The sequence below is a fragment of the Halomonas stenophila genome (genome assembly GCF_014192275.1).
In the GTDB taxonomy this organism is placed as follows: Bacteria; Pseudomonadota; Gammaproteobacteria; order Pseudomonadales; family Halomonadaceae; genus Halomonas; species Halomonas stenophila.
This window is the reverse complement of sequence record NZ_JACHXR010000001.1, coordinates 822,566-839,695: the sequence shown is the minus strand read 5'-3', so window position 1 is coordinate 839,695 and position 17,130 is coordinate 822,566. Positions and strand designations below refer to the sequence as shown.

Sequence of the window (17,130 nt, the reverse complement as noted above, 5' to 3'; positions counted from 1 at the left end):
GCGCCTGACAAGGCGTTTCCAGAGAGGACGCCGGAGTTTGACGACGCTAAAGCTCTCGCAGTGCGGGCAGCGCTTCCTCATCACGCCTACCTCATGGAACGCCCTGATCGCGGACATGGTGCAAGCGGCGGACGCTTCCACGTCGCGGTACAGGAAGCCCCCGGGGCTCGGCTAGACCCTGTCTTGTAGTGTTGCTCTCCCTCGGCCTGACCGCCAGGCGTCAGGGTGATGGGGGGCCCCTCAGTGCCCGAGCAGTGCCGCTACCAGCGCCTCGGCAGTATCGAACCACCGGTCGGCCGGCCACTGCCGGTAGTCGTCCTCTTCCTCGAGATAGCCATAGCCCACCGCCACGGCGGTCATGCCGGCGGCCCGGGCGGCCTGCATGTCACGCACGTGGTCGCCGATGTACCAGCAGGCCGAGGCCGCCACGGCGAGCCTTCGAGCGGCCTCGTGGAGCGGGGCCGGATCGGGCTTCTTGACCGGCAGGTCATCGGCGCAGAGCAGCGTTCCCGGGGCGAGGCCGAGCTCGCGGACCAGCGGGGCGGCGTAGGCCCGGGGCTTGTTGGTGACGATGCCCCAGGGGCGCCCGGCGCCGCTCCAGCCCACCAGCAGGCGCTCCAGGGGCGGAAAGACGCGGCTGTCCACGGCCACCGCCTCCCCATAGGCCGCCAGCAGGAAGTCGCGGGCCGCCTGGTGCTCGGGGTGCGCCTTGTCGAGGCCGAGGGCCAGGGTCACCAGGGCGCTGCCGCCGTTGGACACCTGGGACCGGATCACCGGGTAGGGCAGAGCCGACAAGCCGTGATGGGCGCGCAGGGCGTTGGTGGCCCGGGCCAGGTCGGGTGCGGTATCCACCAGGGTGCCATCGAGGTCGAACAGCAGGGCCGAAGGGAGGAGCGGCTTCATGTCGTCTCCCGGCGACAGTGCATCAGGTAGTTGACCGAGACATCGGTCGCCGACAGGCGATAGCGACGGGTCAGGGGCTGGTAGGTCAGGCCACTCTGCTCGCACACCGTGAGCCCCGCCTCGCGGCACCAGGCGGCGAGTTCCGAGGGGCGGATGAACTTGGCGTAGTCATGGGTGCCCCGTGGCAGCATGCGCAGCAGGTATTCGGCCCCCAGCACCGCCAGGGCGTAGGCCTTGGGGTTGCGGTTCAGGGTCGAGAAGAACACCTGGCCGCCGGGCTTGACCAGCCGGGCGCAGGCGCGCACCACCGAAGCCGGGTCGGGGACGTGCTCGAGCATTTCCAGGCAGGTCACCACCTCGAATTCGCCGGGGTGGGCCTCGGCCATCTCCTCCACGCTGACGCGCCGGTAATCCACCTCCACGCCGGCCTCAGTGGCGTGCAGGCGGGCCACGGCCAGCGGGGCCTCGCCCAGGTCGATGCCGGTGACCTGGGCCCCGCGATGGGCCATGGCCTCGGCGAGGATGCCCCCGCCACAGCCCACGTCGATCACCCGGCGTCCCGCCAGGCCCGAGCGCGCATCGATGAAGTCGAGACGCAGGGGGTTGATGTCGTGCAGCGGCTTGAACTCGCCGTGCTTGTCCCACCAGCGGTCGGCCAGGGCTTCGAACTTGGCGATCTCCGCCTGGTCGACATTGCCCGCTTGCGACTGGCTTGCCGTCATCTATCGTCTCCGTAGGTGTCGCCGCTCTGCCACGGTGGCAGGCTCGGCCTCGTTCGGTATCATGCCTATTCTACGCATTCCCGGGACCGCATTCCCATCGTCCTGGCCCCGGGACCCATTCGGCACTGAGATGACAGGGACCGCACCATGATCCGCAAGGCTGTTCTGCCCGTCGCCGGCTTCGGAACTCGTTGCCTGCCCGCCTCGAAGGCGATTCCCAAGGAAATGATCACCATCGTCGATCGACCGGTGATCCAGTACGTGGTGCAGGAGGCCGTCGAGGCCGGCATCCGCGATATCGTGCTGGTCACGCATGGCAGCAAGAGTGCCATCGAGAACCATTTCGACAAGCATTTCGAGCTCGAGGCCAGCCTCGAGGCCAAGGGCAAGGAGGAGTTGCTCGAGGAGCTCCGCTCGATCGTGCCCGACGACGTCAACATCATCAGCGTGCGCCAGGCCGAGCCCCTGGGCCTCGGTCACGCGGTGCTCTGTGCCCGCCCCGTGGTCGGTGACGACGAGCCCTTCGCCGTGCTGCTGCCCGACGTGCTGGTCGACGACACCGGCCTCGAGCGCAACGACCTGGCGGGCATGCTCGAGGCCTTCGAGCAGACCGGTCACAGCCAGCTGATGGTGGAGGAAGTCCCCCACGAGCTGGTCTACAAGTACGGCATCGTCGCCCCCCAGGGCGAGCCACCTGCGCCGGGCGGGTTCTGCCCGCTGGCCGGCGTCGTCGAGAAGCCGGCGGTGGAGGAGGCACCCTCCGACCTGGCGGTGATCGGGCGCTACGTGCTGCCGGGTCGGATCTTCCCGCTGCTCGCCGAGACCCCGCCCGGGGCCGGTAACGAGATCCAGCTGACCGATGCCATCGAGACCCTGCGTCGCGAAGAGGGGGTGGATGCCTGGCGCATGCGTGGTCGCACCTATGACTGCGGCCATCAACTCGGTTACCTGGAGGCCATTCTCGCCTATGGCCGCCGCCACCCGCGCTATGGTCAGGGCTTCCGCGAGCTGCTGAGCCGCTACAGCCACGAGGACTGAGCCATGCGTGTACTGGTACACGGCAGTGAACTCGCCGCGGCCACGGCGGCGGCGGCCCTGTCCTGGGTCGGACACAGCGTGGTCTGGCGGCCCCATGCCAGCGAGGACTGGACCACCCTGACGACGAGCGCCTGGCTGACCAGCGAGCCGCAGCTCAAGGAGCGCCTCGAGGAGGCCATGACCACGGGGCACCTGCGCATCCTCGCGGCGGACGAGACCCCGGACGAGGGGGCCGCCTTCGACGTGCTGTGGCTGGCCCTGTCGCCGGAGCAGCGTGGCGACGCCGCCGAGGCGGTGGCGCAGGCGAGTGCCGCGCTGTCCCCCGAAGCGGTGCTGATCAACAACTCGACCTTTCCGGTCGGCGACACCGACCAGCTCGAGGCCGGCTTCGGCGGGCGCCATGCGGTGGCGCTGGCCGACCTGCTCGAGGAAGGCCGCGCCTGGGAGGCCTTCACCCGGCCGTCTCGCTGGCTGCTGGGGTGCGATGACGACGCCGCCGAGCATCAGGTACGCGAGCTGTTGCGTGCCTTCAATCGCCGCCGCGAGGTATTCCAGCGGATGCCGCGCCGGGCGGCGGAGCTGACCAAGCTGGCCATCAACGGCATGCTGGCCACCCGCATCAGCTACATGAACGAGATCGCCGGCCTGGCCGATTCCCTCGGCGTGGATGTCGAGCATGTCCGGCAGGGGATGGGGGCCGATACCCGTATCGGCTACGAGTACCTGTACCCCGGCTGCGGCTTCGGCGGCCCGAACTTTTCCCGGGACCTGATGCGCCTGGCCGACGTGCAGTCGGCCAGCGGCCGGCATTCGGCGCTGCTCGATCAGGTCGTCGACATCAACGAGCACAAGAAGGAAACCCTGTTCCGCAAGCTCTGGGCGCATTACCACGGCCGGCTGGAGGGGCGGGTGGTCGCGATCTGGGGAGCGGCCTTCAAGCCGGGCACGGCGCGTATCGATCACGCCCCGGTACTGACCCTGCTGCGGGCCCTCTGGGCCCAGGGGGTGCGGGTCCGGCTACACGATCCGGCGGCCGTCGTCGCCCTGCGCGAGCGCCTCGGCGAGCATCCGTTGCTCGAGCTGTTCGATGGCGATCCCTTCGAGGCCAGCGAAGGGGCCGACGCCCTGATGCTGGTGACCGAGTGGAAGGCCTACTGGAATCCCGACTGGCCCCGCCTGGCGGGCCAGTTGACCGGTCGCCTGCTGCTGGACGGGCGCAACATCTATGACCCGGCCCACGTGGCCTCCATGGGCCTGCACTATCGCGGGATCGGCCGCCGCGCGGATCCCTGAGCCCGGGGCATCCACGGGCGCCAAGCCAACGAGACGGCCCCGCCATGTGGCGGGGCCGTCTCGTTGGCACTTCCTTGTCGCCGTGCCCGTTCGGGCACGGCGGCTCCGGATCAGCTGAAGTTCTGGGCGATGAAGTCCCAGTTGATCAGGTTCCAGATGTTCTCCAGGTACTTCGGACGCGCGTTGCGGTAGTCGATGTAGTAGGCATGCTCCCACACGTCGATGGTCATCAGCGGCGTCTGGCCGTGGGCCACCGGGGTGTCGGCGTTGCTGGTGTTGACGATGTCGACGCCGCCGTCATCGGTCTTGATCAGCCAGGTCCAGCCGGAGCCGAAGTTGCCCGCGGCCTGGGTGTTGAAGGTCTCCTTGAACTTGTCGAAGGAGCCGAACTTGGCGTTGATGGCGTCGGCCAGGGCACCGGTGGGCTCGCCGCCACCGTTGGGTGACAGGCAGTGCCAGTAGAAGGTGTGGTTCCAGACCTGAGCCGCCTGGTTGAACAGCCCGCCGGAAGAGGTCTTGATGATCTCCTCGAGGGACTTGTTGGCGTTCTCGGTGCCGTCGGTCAGCTCGTTGAGCTTGTTGACGTAGGCCTGGTGATGCTTGCCGTAGTGGTACTCGAGGGTCTCGGCGGAGATGTGCGGTTCCAGCGCGTTCTTCTCATACGGCAGTGCGGGTAGTTCGAATGCCATTTCGGTTCTCCTCGTCGTCAGCGTTGCGGGTCGGCGACCCATGATGCGGTGTTGCACGACGGAGATTCAAGGTCTCGTCGGCCTTCGTTGGCCGCGCCCCGTTCGCTCCGTCGATGAAAAACCTTACACTATCAGCATGCTGTGCCAGCCACCACGGCATCATATCACCCGGGTCCGGGACCGCCAATTCCGATCGTCGTACTCGGACTTGTGGTAGCGTCGACCCCACAGGCCGGCTGGAAGCCGTCACCGCACCGAGCAAGGAGAACGTCATGGCAGAGCGCCCGGAAGACAGCCGGTTCCCCCGACCGATCGTTCCGGACCCCGATGCCAGCCTGTCCGGCCATCGGCATCACGCCGTGCCGCCTGCCCGTCTCTGGCCGCTTTGGCTGCTGATCCTGCTGCTGGTGCTGGCCCTGGCCGCCCTGGCCGCGGTGGGGTGGATGGAGCGACAGCGCGTCGAGCAGCGCCTCGCCCGGCTGGGCGGCGAGGTCTCCAACGTGCATGCCCGTTTCGACGCCGAGGAAGGCCGGGGCGAGGCGCTGGACGCGATCCGGGAGCGCCTGGCCCCCCTGGAAGGCCTGGAGCAGCGTCTCGACGAGCGACGCGAGGCCCGCCTGGCGGCCTGGGAGGAGGAGCACCTGACGCCGCTGGCCGAGGCGCAGTCGGATCTCGAGGCCCGCCTCGCCACCCTCGAGGAGGACGGCGAGGTGCGAGGCACCACCCTCGGGGCCGTTCGCACTTCCCTGGACGCCCTGGAGCGCGCCGGCCAGGAGGGCCGCGCAGCCCTGCGCGAGCGCCTGGCGACCCTCGCGGAGGGCCGCCAGGCGACCCAGTCGCGTCTGGCGAGCCTGGAAGGCGATCGCCGGGCGACCCGGTCGCGCCTGGCAGGGCTGCAGGCGCGACTCGAGCAGCATGCCGACCGCGCCGCCTCTCGCCTCGACGACCTGGAGAAAGACATGACCGCCCTCGGCGACGAGGTTGAAGCCCTGGCGGGGGCGGGCGAAGATGCCCGGGGGCGGGTGGCGTCGCTGGCGGCGCGCCTGGCCGACATGCAGACCGAGCTACGCGATCTCCGCCAGTCCCAGCTGGCCCTGAATGCCCAGCTCGAGGCCCTCCGGGAGTGACAGGACGTCCGCCAGGAACCCATCGCCTTATGGAAAGACACCTAGTGACACGCCTGGGCCCCGCGCTGCTGTGCCTCGGCATGGCCCCCGCCGCCCTGGCGATCGACGCCCGGATCGAGGGGGTCGAGGAGGAACTGGCCGACAACGTCGAGGTCTATCTCGACGAGCTGGACGCCGGCCAGTATCGCCCGGAGCGCCTCGAGGCCGAGGTGCGCCGCCTCAGCCAGGAGGCCCTGCGGGTCTACGGCTACTATTCCCCCCAGTTGCGGGTGCGCTTCGACGATGCCGAGGCGCCCACGGAGGTCACCGTCGACATCGACCCGGGGGCGCCCGTCAGGATCGAGCGCCTGGCATTCCGCCTGGAAGGGGAGGCGGCCGAGGACCCGCCCTTTCGCGAGGCCATCGAGGCCTACCCCCAGGCGGAGGGCGATGTGCTGCGCCATGCGCCCTTCGATGCGCTGCGCCGTCGCCTGGCCAGCCTGGCCCTGGAACGCGGCTATTTCGACTGGCGCTTCGACGAGCGGCGCATGGAGATTCGCCCCTGGGCGAACAGCGCGCGCCTGTCGCTGACCCTGGACAGCGGCGTGCGTCACCGCTTCGGGGAGGTCAGCTTCAGCGGCGAGCACATCGAGGCGGACCGTCTCCAGAACCTGGTGCCGTTCGGCGAGGGCGCTCCCTACCTGGCCAGCGACGTCGCGACCCTCAACCAGCGGCTCGGCGAGACCGAATGGTTCGGCTCGGTCAGCGTGCGGCCCCGTCTCGATGCCGGCATCGCTCGCCTGGCCCTGCCCGAGGCGCCGCTGGGGGTCTATCGCGCCCTGGACGTCGAGGGCGCCGGCCCGCTCCCGGGGCCCGCGCCACGCCTGAGCCGCGAGGCCCTGGCCGCCGCCGGCCAGGTGCCGGCCCCCGCCGTGCCAGCGGTGCCCATCGATGTGACGGTCACCCCGGCGGACCGCCACCAGTTCGAGGTCGGCGTGGGCTATGCCACCGATGTGGGCCCCCGGGCGCGCTTCGCCTGGGACCAGCCCTGGGTCAACCGCTACGGGCACAGCCTTGACCACGACCTCTACATCTCCGGGCCCGAGCAGCAGTTCACCGGCACCTACAACATGCCGCTGGAGGATCCGCGGCGCGACAGCTATCAGCTGCAGTACGGGCTGCGCAACAAGGACAGCGAGGATACCCGCGCCCTCGAGGCCAGTGTCGAATTCGGTCGCCGCTGGAAGTTCGACAACGACTGGGAACAGCTCATCTATCTGCGCAGCACCTTTGAGGACTTCACCCAGGCCGGCGTGTCGAACCAGGTGGTGCTGCTCTATCCGGGGGTGCGCTGGACCCGCACGCGATCACGCAATCCCACCTTTCCCACCTGGGGGGACCGCCAGCAGTTGACGCTCCAGTACTCCAGCGAAATGTGGGGGTCGTCCGCCGAGTTCCTGCGGCTCAACGGCGACAGCCAGTGGATCCGCATGCTGGGGGATGCCAATCGCTTTATCGGGCGGGTCGGGGTGGGGGCGATCGCCACCGACGATTTCGCGGATATCCCGCCCTCGCTGCGCTTCTTCACCGGCGGCGACAACAGCGTCCGCGGCTATGCCTACGAGAGCCTGTCCCCCGAGGACGAGGACGGCGAGCTGCTCGGCGGCGAACAGCGCTTCGTGGCCAGCGTCGAGGCCCAGCGCCGCCTGACCGGCAAGTGGTGGCTGGCCAGTTTCGTGGATGTCGGCGACGCCTTCACCGAGTGGTGGCCCGCCGAGCTCAATACCGGCGCCGGGCTCGGCGTCCGCTGGATCTCGCCCGTGGGGCCCATCCGGCTGGATATCGCCCATCCCTTCGATGCCGAGGATGCCTTCCGCATCCACTTCGCCATTGGCCCGGAATTCTGAGAGGCCGTATCGTGAGAGTCCGCCGTCTGACCTGGGCCCTGGCCCGCCTGTTGATCCTCCTGCCGCTCTGGTGCCTCGGACTGGTCCTGCTACTGCTGGGCCTGGCCCTGTCGCCCTGGGGCACGGGCCTGCTGTTGAGCCAGGGGGAGCGCCTCGGGCTCCTCGAGGTGGGGCGGGTCGAGGGGGCGCCGCTGGACACCCTGCTCATCGACGACCTGCGCCTCTCGGCGGGACCTGCCCGGGTCGCCGTGGCCCGCCTGGAGCTGGCCTGGGCCGAGGATTGCCTGCTCGATGGCCGGCTATGCCTGAACCGGCTCGTCGTGGAGGGCGCGCGCATCCGGCTCGCCGCCAGTGACGCCGTCCCCGAGGAGACGCCCCCCGAGGCGACCAGGGAGGCCCCGCCCGGGGCGCTCCAGCTGCCGTTTCCCATCGAGCTGCGCGAGCTGGCCCTGCGCGACGTGGAGGTGACCCTGGCCGACGGCACCCAGGTGCGCTGGGCGAGTTTCACCTCGGGGGCGGTGGCCGAGGCGGGCACGCTGCGACTCGATCCCACGCGGCTCGTCGGTGCCCGCCTGCGACTGCCGCTGTCGCCCGGTCAGCGGCTCGCCCTCGGCGAGGCCGAGCAGGCGGCGCCGCGGCTCGCCGCGGCGGCCATCGACGCCGCCATCGCCGTGCGCTCGCCGCTGCCGGCCCGGGCCGCGGCGGTGGTCGAGGGCCGCGACCCGATGCCGCCCGAGGAGCGGCCTCGCCTGACGCTGCCCGAGATCACCTTGCCGCTGGCGGTGGAGGTCCCCCGCCTGACGGTCGAGGATGCCGCCCTGGAAGGCGCCATGGCCTATGTGATCGATCGCCTCGACTTGAGCGTCACGGCCCGTGACCAGCGGATCGCCATCGATCCCCTGGCGGTGGCGACCCGGGAGGCCGATGCCGAGCTGATGGCCCGGATCACCTTGCGCGACGACTATCCGCTGCAGGCACGACTGGCCGCCGACTTCTACCTCCCGGAGCGGCTGCCCGCCCTGGCCGGGCAGCGTCTCGAACTGGCCCTGGCGGGCAGCCTGGCCGACCTGGAGGTCGACCTCAGGGCCAGCGGACCGGTCGAGGCGCAGTTCACGGCGCGCCTCGATGCCCTGGATCCGAGCCTGCCCTTCACGGCCAGCCTGCAGAGCCCCGAACTGCAGTGGCCGCTGCCCGGTGTGCCGCCGGCCGAGGAGGGAGACAGCAGCGAGCCGCCCGCGCCCTGGCGCATCGAGGACCTGTCGCTGACCGCCGAGGGCCGGCTGACCGACTACCGGACCCGACTGGCCCTGACCGCCGAGGGCCCGTCGCTGCCGCGCAGCGAGCTGAGCCTGACGGGGAGCGGCAACCTCGAGCACTTCGCCTGGCAGCCGCTGCGGTTGGCCACCGGTGAGGGCATCGTCAGCAGCCGGGGGCGCATCGACTGGTCCGAGGCGCTGTCCGTCTCCGCCCGGCTGGGCCTCGACAACGTCGATCCCGAGCCCTTCGTCGAGGGGCTGTCCGGGCGCCTGGACGGCGAGGCCGAGCTGGCGTTCAGCCAGACCCCCGATGGCTGGCGACTGGGCGTGCCCTCGCTGGCCCTCGACGGGGAGCTGGCCGACCAGCCGCTGGCCCTGCAGGCCCGTCTCTCCGGTGACAGCGGCATGCACTGGTGGATCGACCGCCTGACCCTGCACCAGGGCGACAATCGCCTCACCGCCGAGGGCGAGGTAGCGCCCGAGCGCCTGGCACTCGATGCCGTTCTCGACCTGCCCCGGCTGGACACCCTGTACCCGACCCTGGCCGGCGCGCTGTCGGGGCGGCTCCAGGCGTCGGGGAGCCTGGAGGCGCCCCGGCTCGAGCTGGCCCTGGAGGGCGAGGGCCTGGCGCTGGGCGAGAACCGCCTGGCCCGCCTGTCGCTGGCCGGCGAGGTGGCCGGCCTCGAGGACCCGGCCCTGGATCTGGCGCTCACCGCCAGCGAGGTGGCCGCCGGCGGCCAGCGCCTGGACGACATCAGCCTCGATCTGGACGGACGACTGTCGTCGCATCGCCTGACCCTGGCCGTCGACGGCGACACCGAGGGCCCGCTGTCCCGCCTGGCCCTGGCCCTCGAGGGCGGCCTCGGCGCCGAGCGGCAGCGCTATCGGGGGCGCCTGAGCCCGCTGGAGGCGGAGACCGCCTATGGCGGCCTGGCCCTGGAGCAGGCGCTGGCCTTCGAGGCCGACCTGGCGGCGGGGGCGGCGACCGTCGAGCCCTTCTGCCTGGTCCGAGTCGAGGGCGGAGCCCTGTGCCTCGAGGAGACGCTGTCGGCCTCTGCCGAGCAGGGCCGCGCCGTCCTGGCGATCCGCGATCTGCCCATGGACCTGATCGCCGAGGCCTTGCCGGCCGGATGGGACATCGAGGGCAACAACGCCGGGGATATCGTCGCCAGCTGGTCCCGGGGCGCGGCCCGGTGGCAGCTCGACGCCTCGCTGCAGAGTCGCGCCACCATCGAGGGGGAGGACGCCTATGGCCAGTCCTGGTCGGTACCGGGCACCGGACTGGAGCTCGACCTCGAGGCCAACCAGGCCCGGGCCGACCTGGCGCTGGCCCTGACGCTCGGCGACAGCGGCGCGCTGCGCCTCGACCTCGGGGTGGACGACCCCCTCGGCGCCGGCAGGCTCGACGGCCGCCTGCGGGTGGAGGACCTGCGCCTGAGCCCCTATCGACCGCTGGTCGCCGGCCTCGAGACCCTCGAGGGCGGGCTGGACGGCGAGGTGGGCATCGGCGGCACCCGGACCACGCCGCGGCTCGATGGCCGGGTGGAGCTGGCGGGCCTGCGTGCCGCCGGCCTCGGCCTGCCGATCGCGGTGACCGATGGCCGCGTCACCGTGGCGCTGGCCGGCGAGCGCGCCGACATCGACGGCTTCCTGGCCACCGAGGAGGGACGATTGCTGATCAGCGGCGACGCGCGCTGGCCCTCGCCGGAGGCCTGGCGGGCCGCCATTGACCTGCAGGCACGCGACGAGCCGCTACTGGCCGCACTGCCCGGTGTTGGTCGCCTGCGCCTGGCGCCGGACCTGTCGATCCGCGCGACCCCGGAACGCCTGCGGGTGCGCGGGGACGTGCAGATTCCCTGGGCGCGACTGGAAGTCGGCCAGGTCCCGGCCTCGGCCGTCTCGCCGAGTCCCGATGAAGTGATCCTCACCCAGGAGGAGGCCCGGCAGCTGGACCAGGCGGCCGAACAGGTCGCCGCCGAGGCCCCCGGCGCCTCCACCGCCGAGGCCATGGAGCGTGCCGGCATGGTGCTCGACATTCGCGTCGACCTGCAGCTGGGCCCCGACATGCGCCTCACGGCCTATGGCCTGGAGACCGAGCTGGCCGGCGGGCTGGAGGTTCGCCAGTCCAATGGCCCCCTGCAGCTGTTCGGCGACGTCAACCTGGAGGATGGCCGCTTCCGCGCCTTCGGGCAGGACCTGATCATCCGCGAGGGGATCCTCTACTTCAGCGGTCCCCCGGGGGAGCCACTGCTCAACTTCGAGGCCATCCGCAATCCCGCCAGCACCGAGGACGACGTCGTCGCCGGGCTGCGTGTCACCGGGCCGGCGTCCAGCCCGAGCCTGGAGGTCTTCTCGGAGCCGGCGATGGACGAGGCCCGGGCCCTGTCCTACGTGCTGCGCGGGCGGGCCCCGGATGACACCGGCGGTGCCGACGGCGCCCTCACCTCGGCGCTGATCGGCGTGACCCTGGGCCAGGCCGGCGGCGCCGTGGGGGCCATCGGCGAGGCCTTCGGCATCCAGGACCTGAGCCTGGACGCCGCCGGCACGGGGGAGGAGAGTCAGGTGGTGGTCACCGGGAACCTGACCGACCGCCTGAGCGTCGGCTATGGTGTCGGGGTCTTCTCGCCCATCGCCGAGCTGACCCTGCGCTACAAGCTGTGGCGGGACCTCTACGTCGAGGCGGTATCCGGCGCCGCCCAGGCCGTGGACCTGATCTACACCTTCAGCCTGCCCGGCGATCCCCCCACGCCATGAACCCTATGGAGGAATACGCTATGCCGACACGAGTCGATGACGCCCCCGAGGGCCGCGATACGCCCCTGGCCATTCATGGCGAGCATGCGGTCAGCGGGCAGGCCATGACCCCGCCCTGGCCCGAGGGCATGGAGGAGATCGTGCTGGGCCTCGGCTGCTTCTGGGGCGCCGAGCGGCTGTTCTGGCAGCTGCCGGGCGTGCACGTCACCGCGGTGGGCTATGCCGGGGGCGTGACCCCGAACCCCACCTATCGCGAGACCTGCACCGGGCGGACCGGCCATGCCGAGGTCGTGCGGGTGGTGTTCGATCCCCGACGGATCGACCTCGAGACCCTGCTGCGGCATTTCTGGGAGGCCCATGACCCCACCCAGGGCCATCGCCAGGGCAACGACATCGGCCCCCAGTACCGCTCGATCATCCTCACCACCGGCGAGACCCAGCGCGAGGTCGCCGAACGCAGCCGGGCGGCCTACGCCGAGGCCCTGCGCCGGGCCGGGCGCGGCGAAGTCACCACCGAGATCGCCCCGCTGGAGACCTTCTACTATGCCGAGGACCATCACCAGCAGTATCTCGAGAAGAACCCCGGGGGCTATTGCGGGCTGAAGGGCACCGGCGTCAGCTGTCCGATCGGCTGAGCCGGTCCGGCCTGCTCACGTCTCGGAGATGCGCCAGTCGTTCCCGCAGGCCATCCATCTCGTCGCTCAGGTAGGCGGCGTCGAACGCCGCTTCCTCCAGCAGTCGTGCCCGATCGTAGACCTCCACTCGGGTCCGGTGCTTCTTCAGGAGCCGGTCTCGCTCCAGAGCGGACAGGGTGCGATTGATATGCACCGGTGACAGGCCCAGGATCTCCCCCAGCAGGCGCTGGGTGACGGGAAACGTAAAGCTGTCCAGTGTCACCGGCTGGAGCTTGGCGAGCCGGGTGAAGGTCTCGAGGATGAAGTGCAGGACCTGCGAGCGGGCGCTGTGATGGAGGGTCACCAGCATGCGCTCGGTCAGGATCGCCTCCTGGCGGCCGATGACGGCGAAGAGGGCGATCGCCAGGGGCGTGGAGGCCGCGACGAGGTCGACGATCTGCTCATGGGGGAAGGGGAGGAGGGTGCCGGCGGTGATCATGCGGGCCTCGCTGACGTGCCGGCGAAAGGTGAACTCCCGTAGCCCGATGATATCCCCGGGCAGCAGCACCTCGATCACCTGCCGCTCGCCATCGCCGGTGCGTCGGATGGTGCAGGCCCAGCCGTCCTGCAGGACAAACAGCGACCCGACCCTGTCGTGGGGCAGCCACAGCCGCTGCTCCCGCGCGGCGGGCCGGGCGTGTGACTCGAGGGCGGCCAGGCAGCGCTCCTCCAGCGCCGACAGCGCGACATAGCGGCCCATGGCCGAGGCGAGCAGACTCATGTCGCCGCCCCGGGGGCGTGCTGCATCGCGGCGGGGGCGAGGCGCGTCGCCGCGTGGCGGTCAGCAGGGATGGGCACGGCCCTCGGTGGAAAAGCCCCGTTGCCGGGGAGGTCGCCTGACCGGCGCCAGGCGCGGCGGGTTACCCCTGTGACTTCACTCTAGCCGCGGACCCGGCATCCCACCATGGGGCGCGGCCGCACCGGCAGTTGCTCCAGGGTTTCCTCGAGGATCGTGCACTGGGCTCGGGCTTGCTCCACGAAGGCGCCCAGCAGGCCATCCAGTCCGGCGATGCCGTTGTAGGCCTGAAGTCGCTCGTAGAAGCGACGCGAGCGGTGCTCCTCGAGCAGGGCCCTTCCCAGTTCCCGGGCCGCCAACGCATCATCGAAGATGAAGAAGTGGGACTGTCGCTCCCGGCAGTCCTGCCAGGGGGCCAGCGCGGGATCCCGGAGTCCGGAGGCGCCGGCATCCAGGGGCGCCGACACCTCGATCAAGGCCTGGACCCGTTGTCGGCTCTCGCCGGCCAGGGCCTGCATGAGCTGGCTGATACCGAGGTGGTAGGGCAGGAAGCGCAGGGACAGCCAGCGGTAGCGATGATATTCATGGTGCTCATGGTCATTGGCCAGCGCCAGGAGGTCCTCCGGCAGGGAGAAGCTCGCTGGCTCGAGGCCCGGATGGCGTTCGGTTCCGTGCGTTCTGTTCACGATGTGTCCCACCGTCTTGTTGTCATGGTTGTTCCGCGACGGACCGGCTCGGCACGCCTTGGACAGGCCTCAGCCTAGGGAAGATCGCCGATGGAGTCTGCCAACATGGGTTAAGAACCCGACTTTTTTTACTTCTTTCCATGACGGGCGGAACAGCACGAACAGCGGTGAGGCGAGCCCCGGGGCGGGGCGAACACTCGCCCGGTGGCGCCCCGGCGTCATCGGGCCCTGTCGCCACGAGGGGCGGGGGCCTCGAGGGCCTGCCACAGGGAGGCCACCGCGCGATGGGGAGTGGCACGATGCCGGTAGAGGCGGATCTCCATCGGCACCTCCCAGCGGGGCGCGCCGGCCGCCACCAGCGTGCCGCCGGCCAGGGCGTCCTGGACCGCCCGATGCGGCAGCCAGCCCAGCCCGTAGCCCAGCCCGACCAGCTCACGGATGTTGCTGCTCTGGATGCTCTCGTTGAGCACGCTGAAGGTCGGTGCGTCCCCCTGTTGCCGGAGGTGGCTGCGGATGACGGTATCGATCAGCCCCCGGGGATGGTAGGCGATCAGGGGAACCGGCCGTCGCCCGGCCCCCTCCAGGGAGAAGCGAGGACGCCCGTTGGCGTCCGGCAGGGACACCGGCAGCAGGCGTTCCCGCCCCAGGACCCGGTGCTCCAGGCCCTCGGTATCGAAGGCCAGCGGGCAGGGGATGGCCGGCCAGTAGCAGAGCGCCAGGTCGCACTCGTCCCGGGCCAGCGCCTGGAAGTAGTCGTCGGCGAGCCAGCCGGTGGCCCGCAGGTAGGGAGCCAGCGGTGGGGGCGACGTCCAGCGCGCCAGCCACTCCGGCAGGAAGTGGGCGAGCAGGCTCTGCGGCGCCGCCAGGCGGATGCGGCTGGCACTGGCCTCGGCCAGCTGGAGCAGCCGCTCGCGGGTGGTGGCGACGCGTCGGGTCACGTCCTGGCACAGGGCCAGGAATTCCTCCCCGGCGGGGGTCAGGGAGAGGGGCAGGGTCTGGCGGTTGACCAGGACGGTGCCCATCTCCTCCTCGAGCAGCTTGATGCGCCGCGAGAAGGTCGGCTGAGTGACGTTCTGCTCATCCGCCGCCCGCGAGAAGTGCCGGGTACGGGCCAGGGCGATGAAGTCGTCCAGCCAGCGTAGTTCCATATCAACCTCGTCCCGACGACCGGCCGATGGGGTAACATCGGCCGGCCGCCGCTGGGCGGCGCTTGCCAGCGCCGCATGAACCGACAAGGGCCGGATCACGGCCGCTCATCGGTATTTCAACGCGCGTAGTATGCCAGATCCGGCGGCTCAGCCGATGCGACCTTCTTCCACCCCGTGGCAGGCCACCTGGCCGCCCTCGTCGGTGGCGATCAGCGAGGGCACCTCGCGGCGGCAACGCGCATCGGCGTGGGGGCAGCGGCCATGGAAGACGCAGCCCGAGGGCAGGTGGACCGGGGTGGGGACCTCGCCCTGCAGGCGCAGGTGCTGGGGACGCTCGTCCTCGAGCCGCGGGATCGCCGACATCAGCGCCTGGGTATAGGGATGGCGCGGCGTGGCGAACAGCGTGGCGGTGGGCGCCACCTCGCAGACCCGGCCCAGGTACATCACCGCCACCCGGGTACCGAAGTGCTCGACCACCGCCAGGTCGTGGGTGATGAACAGGTAGGTCAGGTTGCGCTCGCGCTGGGCCTCCATCAGCAGGTTGAGCACCTGGGCCTGGATGGAGACGTCCAGCGCCGAGATCGGCTCGTCGGCGACGATGAACTCCGGATCCACGGCCAGCGCCCGGGCGATGGCGATGCGTTGGCGCTGGCCGCCGGAGAACTCGTGGCCGTAGCGCCCACCCCAGTCGGGGGCGATGCCCACCGAAGCCATGACCTCGGCGACCTGCTCCTCGACCCGCTGGGGCGTCCAGTCCGGGTGGTGCAGGCGGATCGGCTCCTCCAGGGTCTGCTGGATGGTCATGCGCGGGTTCAGCGAGGCATAGGGGTTCTGGAAGATCATCTGCATGCGCCGGCGATAGGGCAGCAGTGCCCTGGTGGAGCGATCGTCGATGCGCTCGCCGTCGTAGTGGATCTCGCCGCCGCTGGGCGTGATCAGGCCCATCACGGTACGGGCGACGGTGGACTTGCCGCAGCCGGATTCCCCCACCACGCACAGCGCCTCGCCGCGCTGGATGTCCAGGTCGACGCCGTTGATGGCATGCACGTATTGCTGTTCGCGGACCAGCTTGCCGCCCTTGAACTTGAGCTGTTCCAGGAAGTCGCCGGACAGCGAGAAGCGCTTCTCGAGGCCGCGCAGCGACAGCAGTGGGCTCGCCTGCTCCGGCGCGGGGGATGTCGCGGTCGCACTCATGAGTCTTGCTCCTCGGCCGGAAGGCGTTCGCGTTCGATCATCTCGGCGACCATGTGGCAGGCCGCCTGGCAGTTGCCGGAGGTCACGAAGCCGGGCTCCTGATCAACACAGGCCTGGCGCGTCGAATCGTCGGGGCGGGTCACGAAGCCGCAGCGCGGGTGGAAGGCGCAGCCGCTCGACAGATTGTTCAGCGACGGCATGCTGCCCGGGATCTGGTTGAGGCGCGAGCCGGGGGTGGCCATCTGCGGCAGGGCGTTGATCAGCCCCTGGGTATAGGGGTGCTGGGGATCGTTGATGATCTCCCGGGTGGGGCCCTGCTCGATGACCCGGCCGGCGTACATCACCAGCATCCGCTGGGTGACCTGGCTGACCACGCCGAGGTCGTGGGTGATCAGCACCAGCCCCACGTTGTGTTCCTCGCAGAGCTCCAGCAGCAGCGCCATGATCTCGGCCTGGATGGTCACGTCGAGCGCCGTGGTCGGCTCGTCGGCGATGATGATGTCCGGGTCGAGCAGCAGGGCGATGGCGATGATCACTCGCTGACGCATGCCACCGGACAGCTCGTGGGGGTACTGGTCGAGGCGCGCCTCGGGAGAGGGGATCTGCACCTGTTCCAGCTTGCGCAGCGAGATCGCCCGGGCGTCCCGCGTCGAGATGCGTCGGTGGGCCCTGAGGCACTCCACCATCTGCTCGCCGATGGTCAGCACCGGATTGAGCGTCATCATCGGATCCTGGAAGATCATCGAGATACGGTGCCCGCGGATCCGGCGCAGGGCGCGATCGCCCAGGCCGATCAGCTCCTGGCCGTCGAAGCGGATGCTGCCGCCGGCGATGTAGCCGGGCTTGGCGATCAGGTTGAGCAGGCTGAAGGCCGCCACCGACTTGCCGGCGCCGGACTCGCCCACGATGCCCAGGCGCTCGCCGCGATCCAGGCGGAAGCAGACATCGCGCAGGGCCTGGACGTCGCCGCGGCGCAGCGCGAAGCGCACGTCGAGGTTATTGACTTCGAGAAGTGACATGAGAA

General features: G+C 70.4%; 14 protein-coding genes. 6 read left to right on the top strand and 8 right to left on the bottom strand.

Going from position 1 to position 17,130, the window contains the following annotated elements:
- Window positions 1–240: 240 nt before the first annotated feature.
- Together FHR97_RS03785 and ubiG are read right to left on the bottom strand one after the other, a co-directional pair.
- A complete protein-coding gene (locus FHR97_RS03785; protein ID WP_183382400.1) occupies window positions 241–903 on the bottom strand; it encodes an HAD family hydrolase in 663 nt (220 codons plus the stop codon).
- Window positions 900–1,625 carry a bifunctional 2-polyprenyl-6-hydroxyphenol methylase/3-demethylubiquinol 3-O-methyltransferase UbiG gene (ubiG, locus tag FHR97_RS03780; RefSeq protein WP_183382399.1) on the bottom strand — a complete coding sequence of 242 codons (726 nt, stop codon included), beginning with the start codon at window positions 1,623–1,625 and terminating at the stop codon, window positions 900–902. Before ubiG ends, FHR97_RS03785 begins: the two co-directional genes overlap by 4 nt.
- Before the next feature lie 147 nt (window positions 1,626–1,772).
- On the opposite strand from ubiG, the gene galU reads away from it, so the two are divergent.
- Window positions 1,773–2,663: a UTP--glucose-1-phosphate uridylyltransferase GalU gene (gene galU, locus FHR97_RS03775; protein WP_183382398.1), complete on the top strand. Its 891-nt coding sequence runs from the start codon at window positions 1,773–1,775 to the stop codon at window positions 2,661–2,663.
- Window positions 2,664–2,666: 3 nt separating this feature from the next.
- Entirely contained in the window at window positions 2,667–3,956 is a 1,290-nt protein-coding gene (locus FHR97_RS03770) for a nucleotide sugar dehydrogenase (RefSeq protein ID WP_183382397.1), read from the top strand.
- 110 nt (window positions 3,957–4,066) lie between these two features.
- Here FHR97_RS03770 and FHR97_RS03765 read toward each other — a convergent pair whose 3' ends face one another.
- The gene (locus tag FHR97_RS03765; protein WP_183382396.1) at window positions 4,067–4,645 is read right to left on the bottom strand and encodes a superoxide dismutase; all 579 of its coding nucleotides are present in this window, start codon (window positions 4,643–4,645) and stop codon (window positions 4,067–4,069) included.
- Window positions 4,646–4,917: 272 nt separating this feature from the next.
- Between FHR97_RS03765 and FHR97_RS03760 the strand changes: the two genes are divergently transcribed.
- Genes FHR97_RS03760 through msrA form a run of 4 tightly spaced genes read left to right on the top strand, consistent with a single transcriptional unit; the run spans window position 4,918 to window position 12,303 of the window.
- Window positions 4,918–5,772, top strand: coding sequence for a hypothetical protein (locus FHR97_RS03760; RefSeq protein WP_183382395.1), 855 nt, complete (start codon window positions 4,918–4,920; stop codon window positions 5,770–5,772).
- Window positions 5,773–5,801: 29 nt separating this feature from the next.
- Window positions 5,802–7,658, top strand: a complete 1,857-nt coding sequence (gene tamA, locus FHR97_RS03755) for an autotransporter assembly complex protein TamA (protein ID WP_183382394.1) — start codon at window positions 5,802–5,804, stop codon at window positions 7,656–7,658.
- A gap of 11 nt (window positions 7,659–7,669) precedes the next feature.
- Window positions 7,670–11,668: an autotransporter assembly complex protein TamB gene (gene tamB, locus FHR97_RS03750; protein WP_183382393.1), complete on the top strand. Its 3,999-nt coding sequence runs from the start codon at window positions 7,670–7,672 to the stop codon at window positions 11,666–11,668.
- A 20-nt stretch (window positions 11,669–11,688) separates the two neighbouring features.
- The gene (msrA, locus tag FHR97_RS03745) at window positions 11,689–12,303 is read left to right on the top strand and encodes a peptide-methionine (S)-S-oxide reductase MsrA (protein WP_183382392.1); all 615 of its coding nucleotides are present in this window, start codon (window positions 11,689–11,691) and stop codon (window positions 12,301–12,303) included.
- Here msrA and FHR97_RS03740 read toward each other — a convergent pair.
- The 5 genes from FHR97_RS03740 to FHR97_RS03720 all read right to left on the bottom strand — a co-directional run bounded on the left by FHR97_RS03740 (window position 12,284) and on the right by FHR97_RS03720 (window position 17,125).
- Window positions 12,284–13,063 (bottom strand): Crp/Fnr family transcriptional regulator, encoded by a 780-nt coding sequence (locus tag FHR97_RS03740; RefSeq protein WP_183382391.1) that lies wholly within the window; start codon window positions 13,061–13,063, stop codon window positions 12,284–12,286. The two genes, msrA and FHR97_RS03740, sit on opposite strands and share 20 nt — an antisense overlap.
- A 158-nt stretch (window positions 13,064–13,221) precedes the next feature.
- Window positions 13,222–13,764, bottom strand: a complete 543-nt coding sequence (locus FHR97_RS03735; protein WP_183382390.1) for a hypothetical protein — start codon at window positions 13,762–13,764, stop codon at window positions 13,222–13,224.
- Window positions 13,765–13,982: 218 nt separating this feature from the next.
- A complete protein-coding gene (locus FHR97_RS03730) occupies window positions 13,983–14,912 on the bottom strand; it encodes a LysR family transcriptional regulator (RefSeq protein WP_183382389.1) in 930 nt (309 codons plus the stop codon).
- 147 nt (window positions 14,913–15,059) lie between these two features.
- Window positions 15,060–16,106, bottom strand: a complete 1,047-nt coding sequence (locus FHR97_RS03725) for an ABC transporter ATP-binding protein (RefSeq protein ID WP_183382388.1) — start codon at window positions 16,104–16,106, stop codon at window positions 15,060–15,062.
- Entirely contained in the window at window positions 16,103–17,125 is a 1,023-nt protein-coding gene (locus FHR97_RS03720) for an ABC transporter ATP-binding protein (RefSeq protein ID WP_183382387.1), read from the bottom strand. The genes FHR97_RS03725 and FHR97_RS03720 overlap by 4 nt, the downstream gene beginning before the upstream one ends.
- Between the last annotated feature and the right edge of the window lie 5 nt (window positions 17,126–17,130).

Coding starts and splice junctions, on each gene's coding strand:
- FHR97_RS03785 (WP_183382400.1), bottom strand. CDS start 903: ATGAAGCCGCTCCTCCCTTCGGCCCTGCTGTTCGACCTCGATGGCACC.
- ubiG (WP_183382399.1), bottom strand. CDS start 1,625: ATGACGGCAAGCCAGTCGCAAGCGGGCAATGTCGACCAGGCGGAGATC.
- galU (WP_183382398.1), top strand. CDS start 1,773: ATGATCCGCAAGGCTGTTCTGCCCGTCGCCGGCTTCGGAACTCGTTGC.
- FHR97_RS03770 (WP_183382397.1), top strand. CDS start 2,667: ATGCGTGTACTGGTACACGGCAGTGAACTCGCCGCGGCCACGGCGGCG.
- FHR97_RS03765 (WP_183382396.1), bottom strand. CDS start 4,645: ATGGCATTCGAACTACCCGCACTGCCGTATGAGAAGAACGCGCTGGAA.
- FHR97_RS03760 (WP_183382395.1), top strand. CDS start 4,918: ATGGCAGAGCGCCCGGAAGACAGCCGGTTCCCCCGACCGATCGTTCCG.
- tamA (WP_183382394.1), top strand. CDS start 5,802: ATGGAAAGACACCTAGTGACACGCCTGGGCCCCGCGCTGCTGTGCCTC.
- msrA (WP_183382392.1), top strand. CDS start 11,689: ATGCCGACACGAGTCGATGACGCCCCCGAGGGCCGCGATACGCCCCTG.
- FHR97_RS03740 (WP_183382391.1), bottom strand. CDS start 13,063: ATGAGTCTGCTCGCCTCGGCCATGGGCCGCTATGTCGCGCTGTCGGCG.
- FHR97_RS03730 (WP_183382389.1), bottom strand. CDS start 14,912: ATGGAACTACGCTGGCTGGACGACTTCATCGCCCTGGCCCGTACCCGG.
- FHR97_RS03725 (WP_183382388.1), bottom strand. CDS start 16,106: ATGAGTGCGACCGCGACATCCCCCGCGCCGGAGCAGGCGAGCCCACTG.
- FHR97_RS03720 (WP_183382387.1), bottom strand. CDS start 17,125: ATGTCACTTCTCGAAGTCAATAACCTCGACGTGCGCTTCGCGCTGCGC.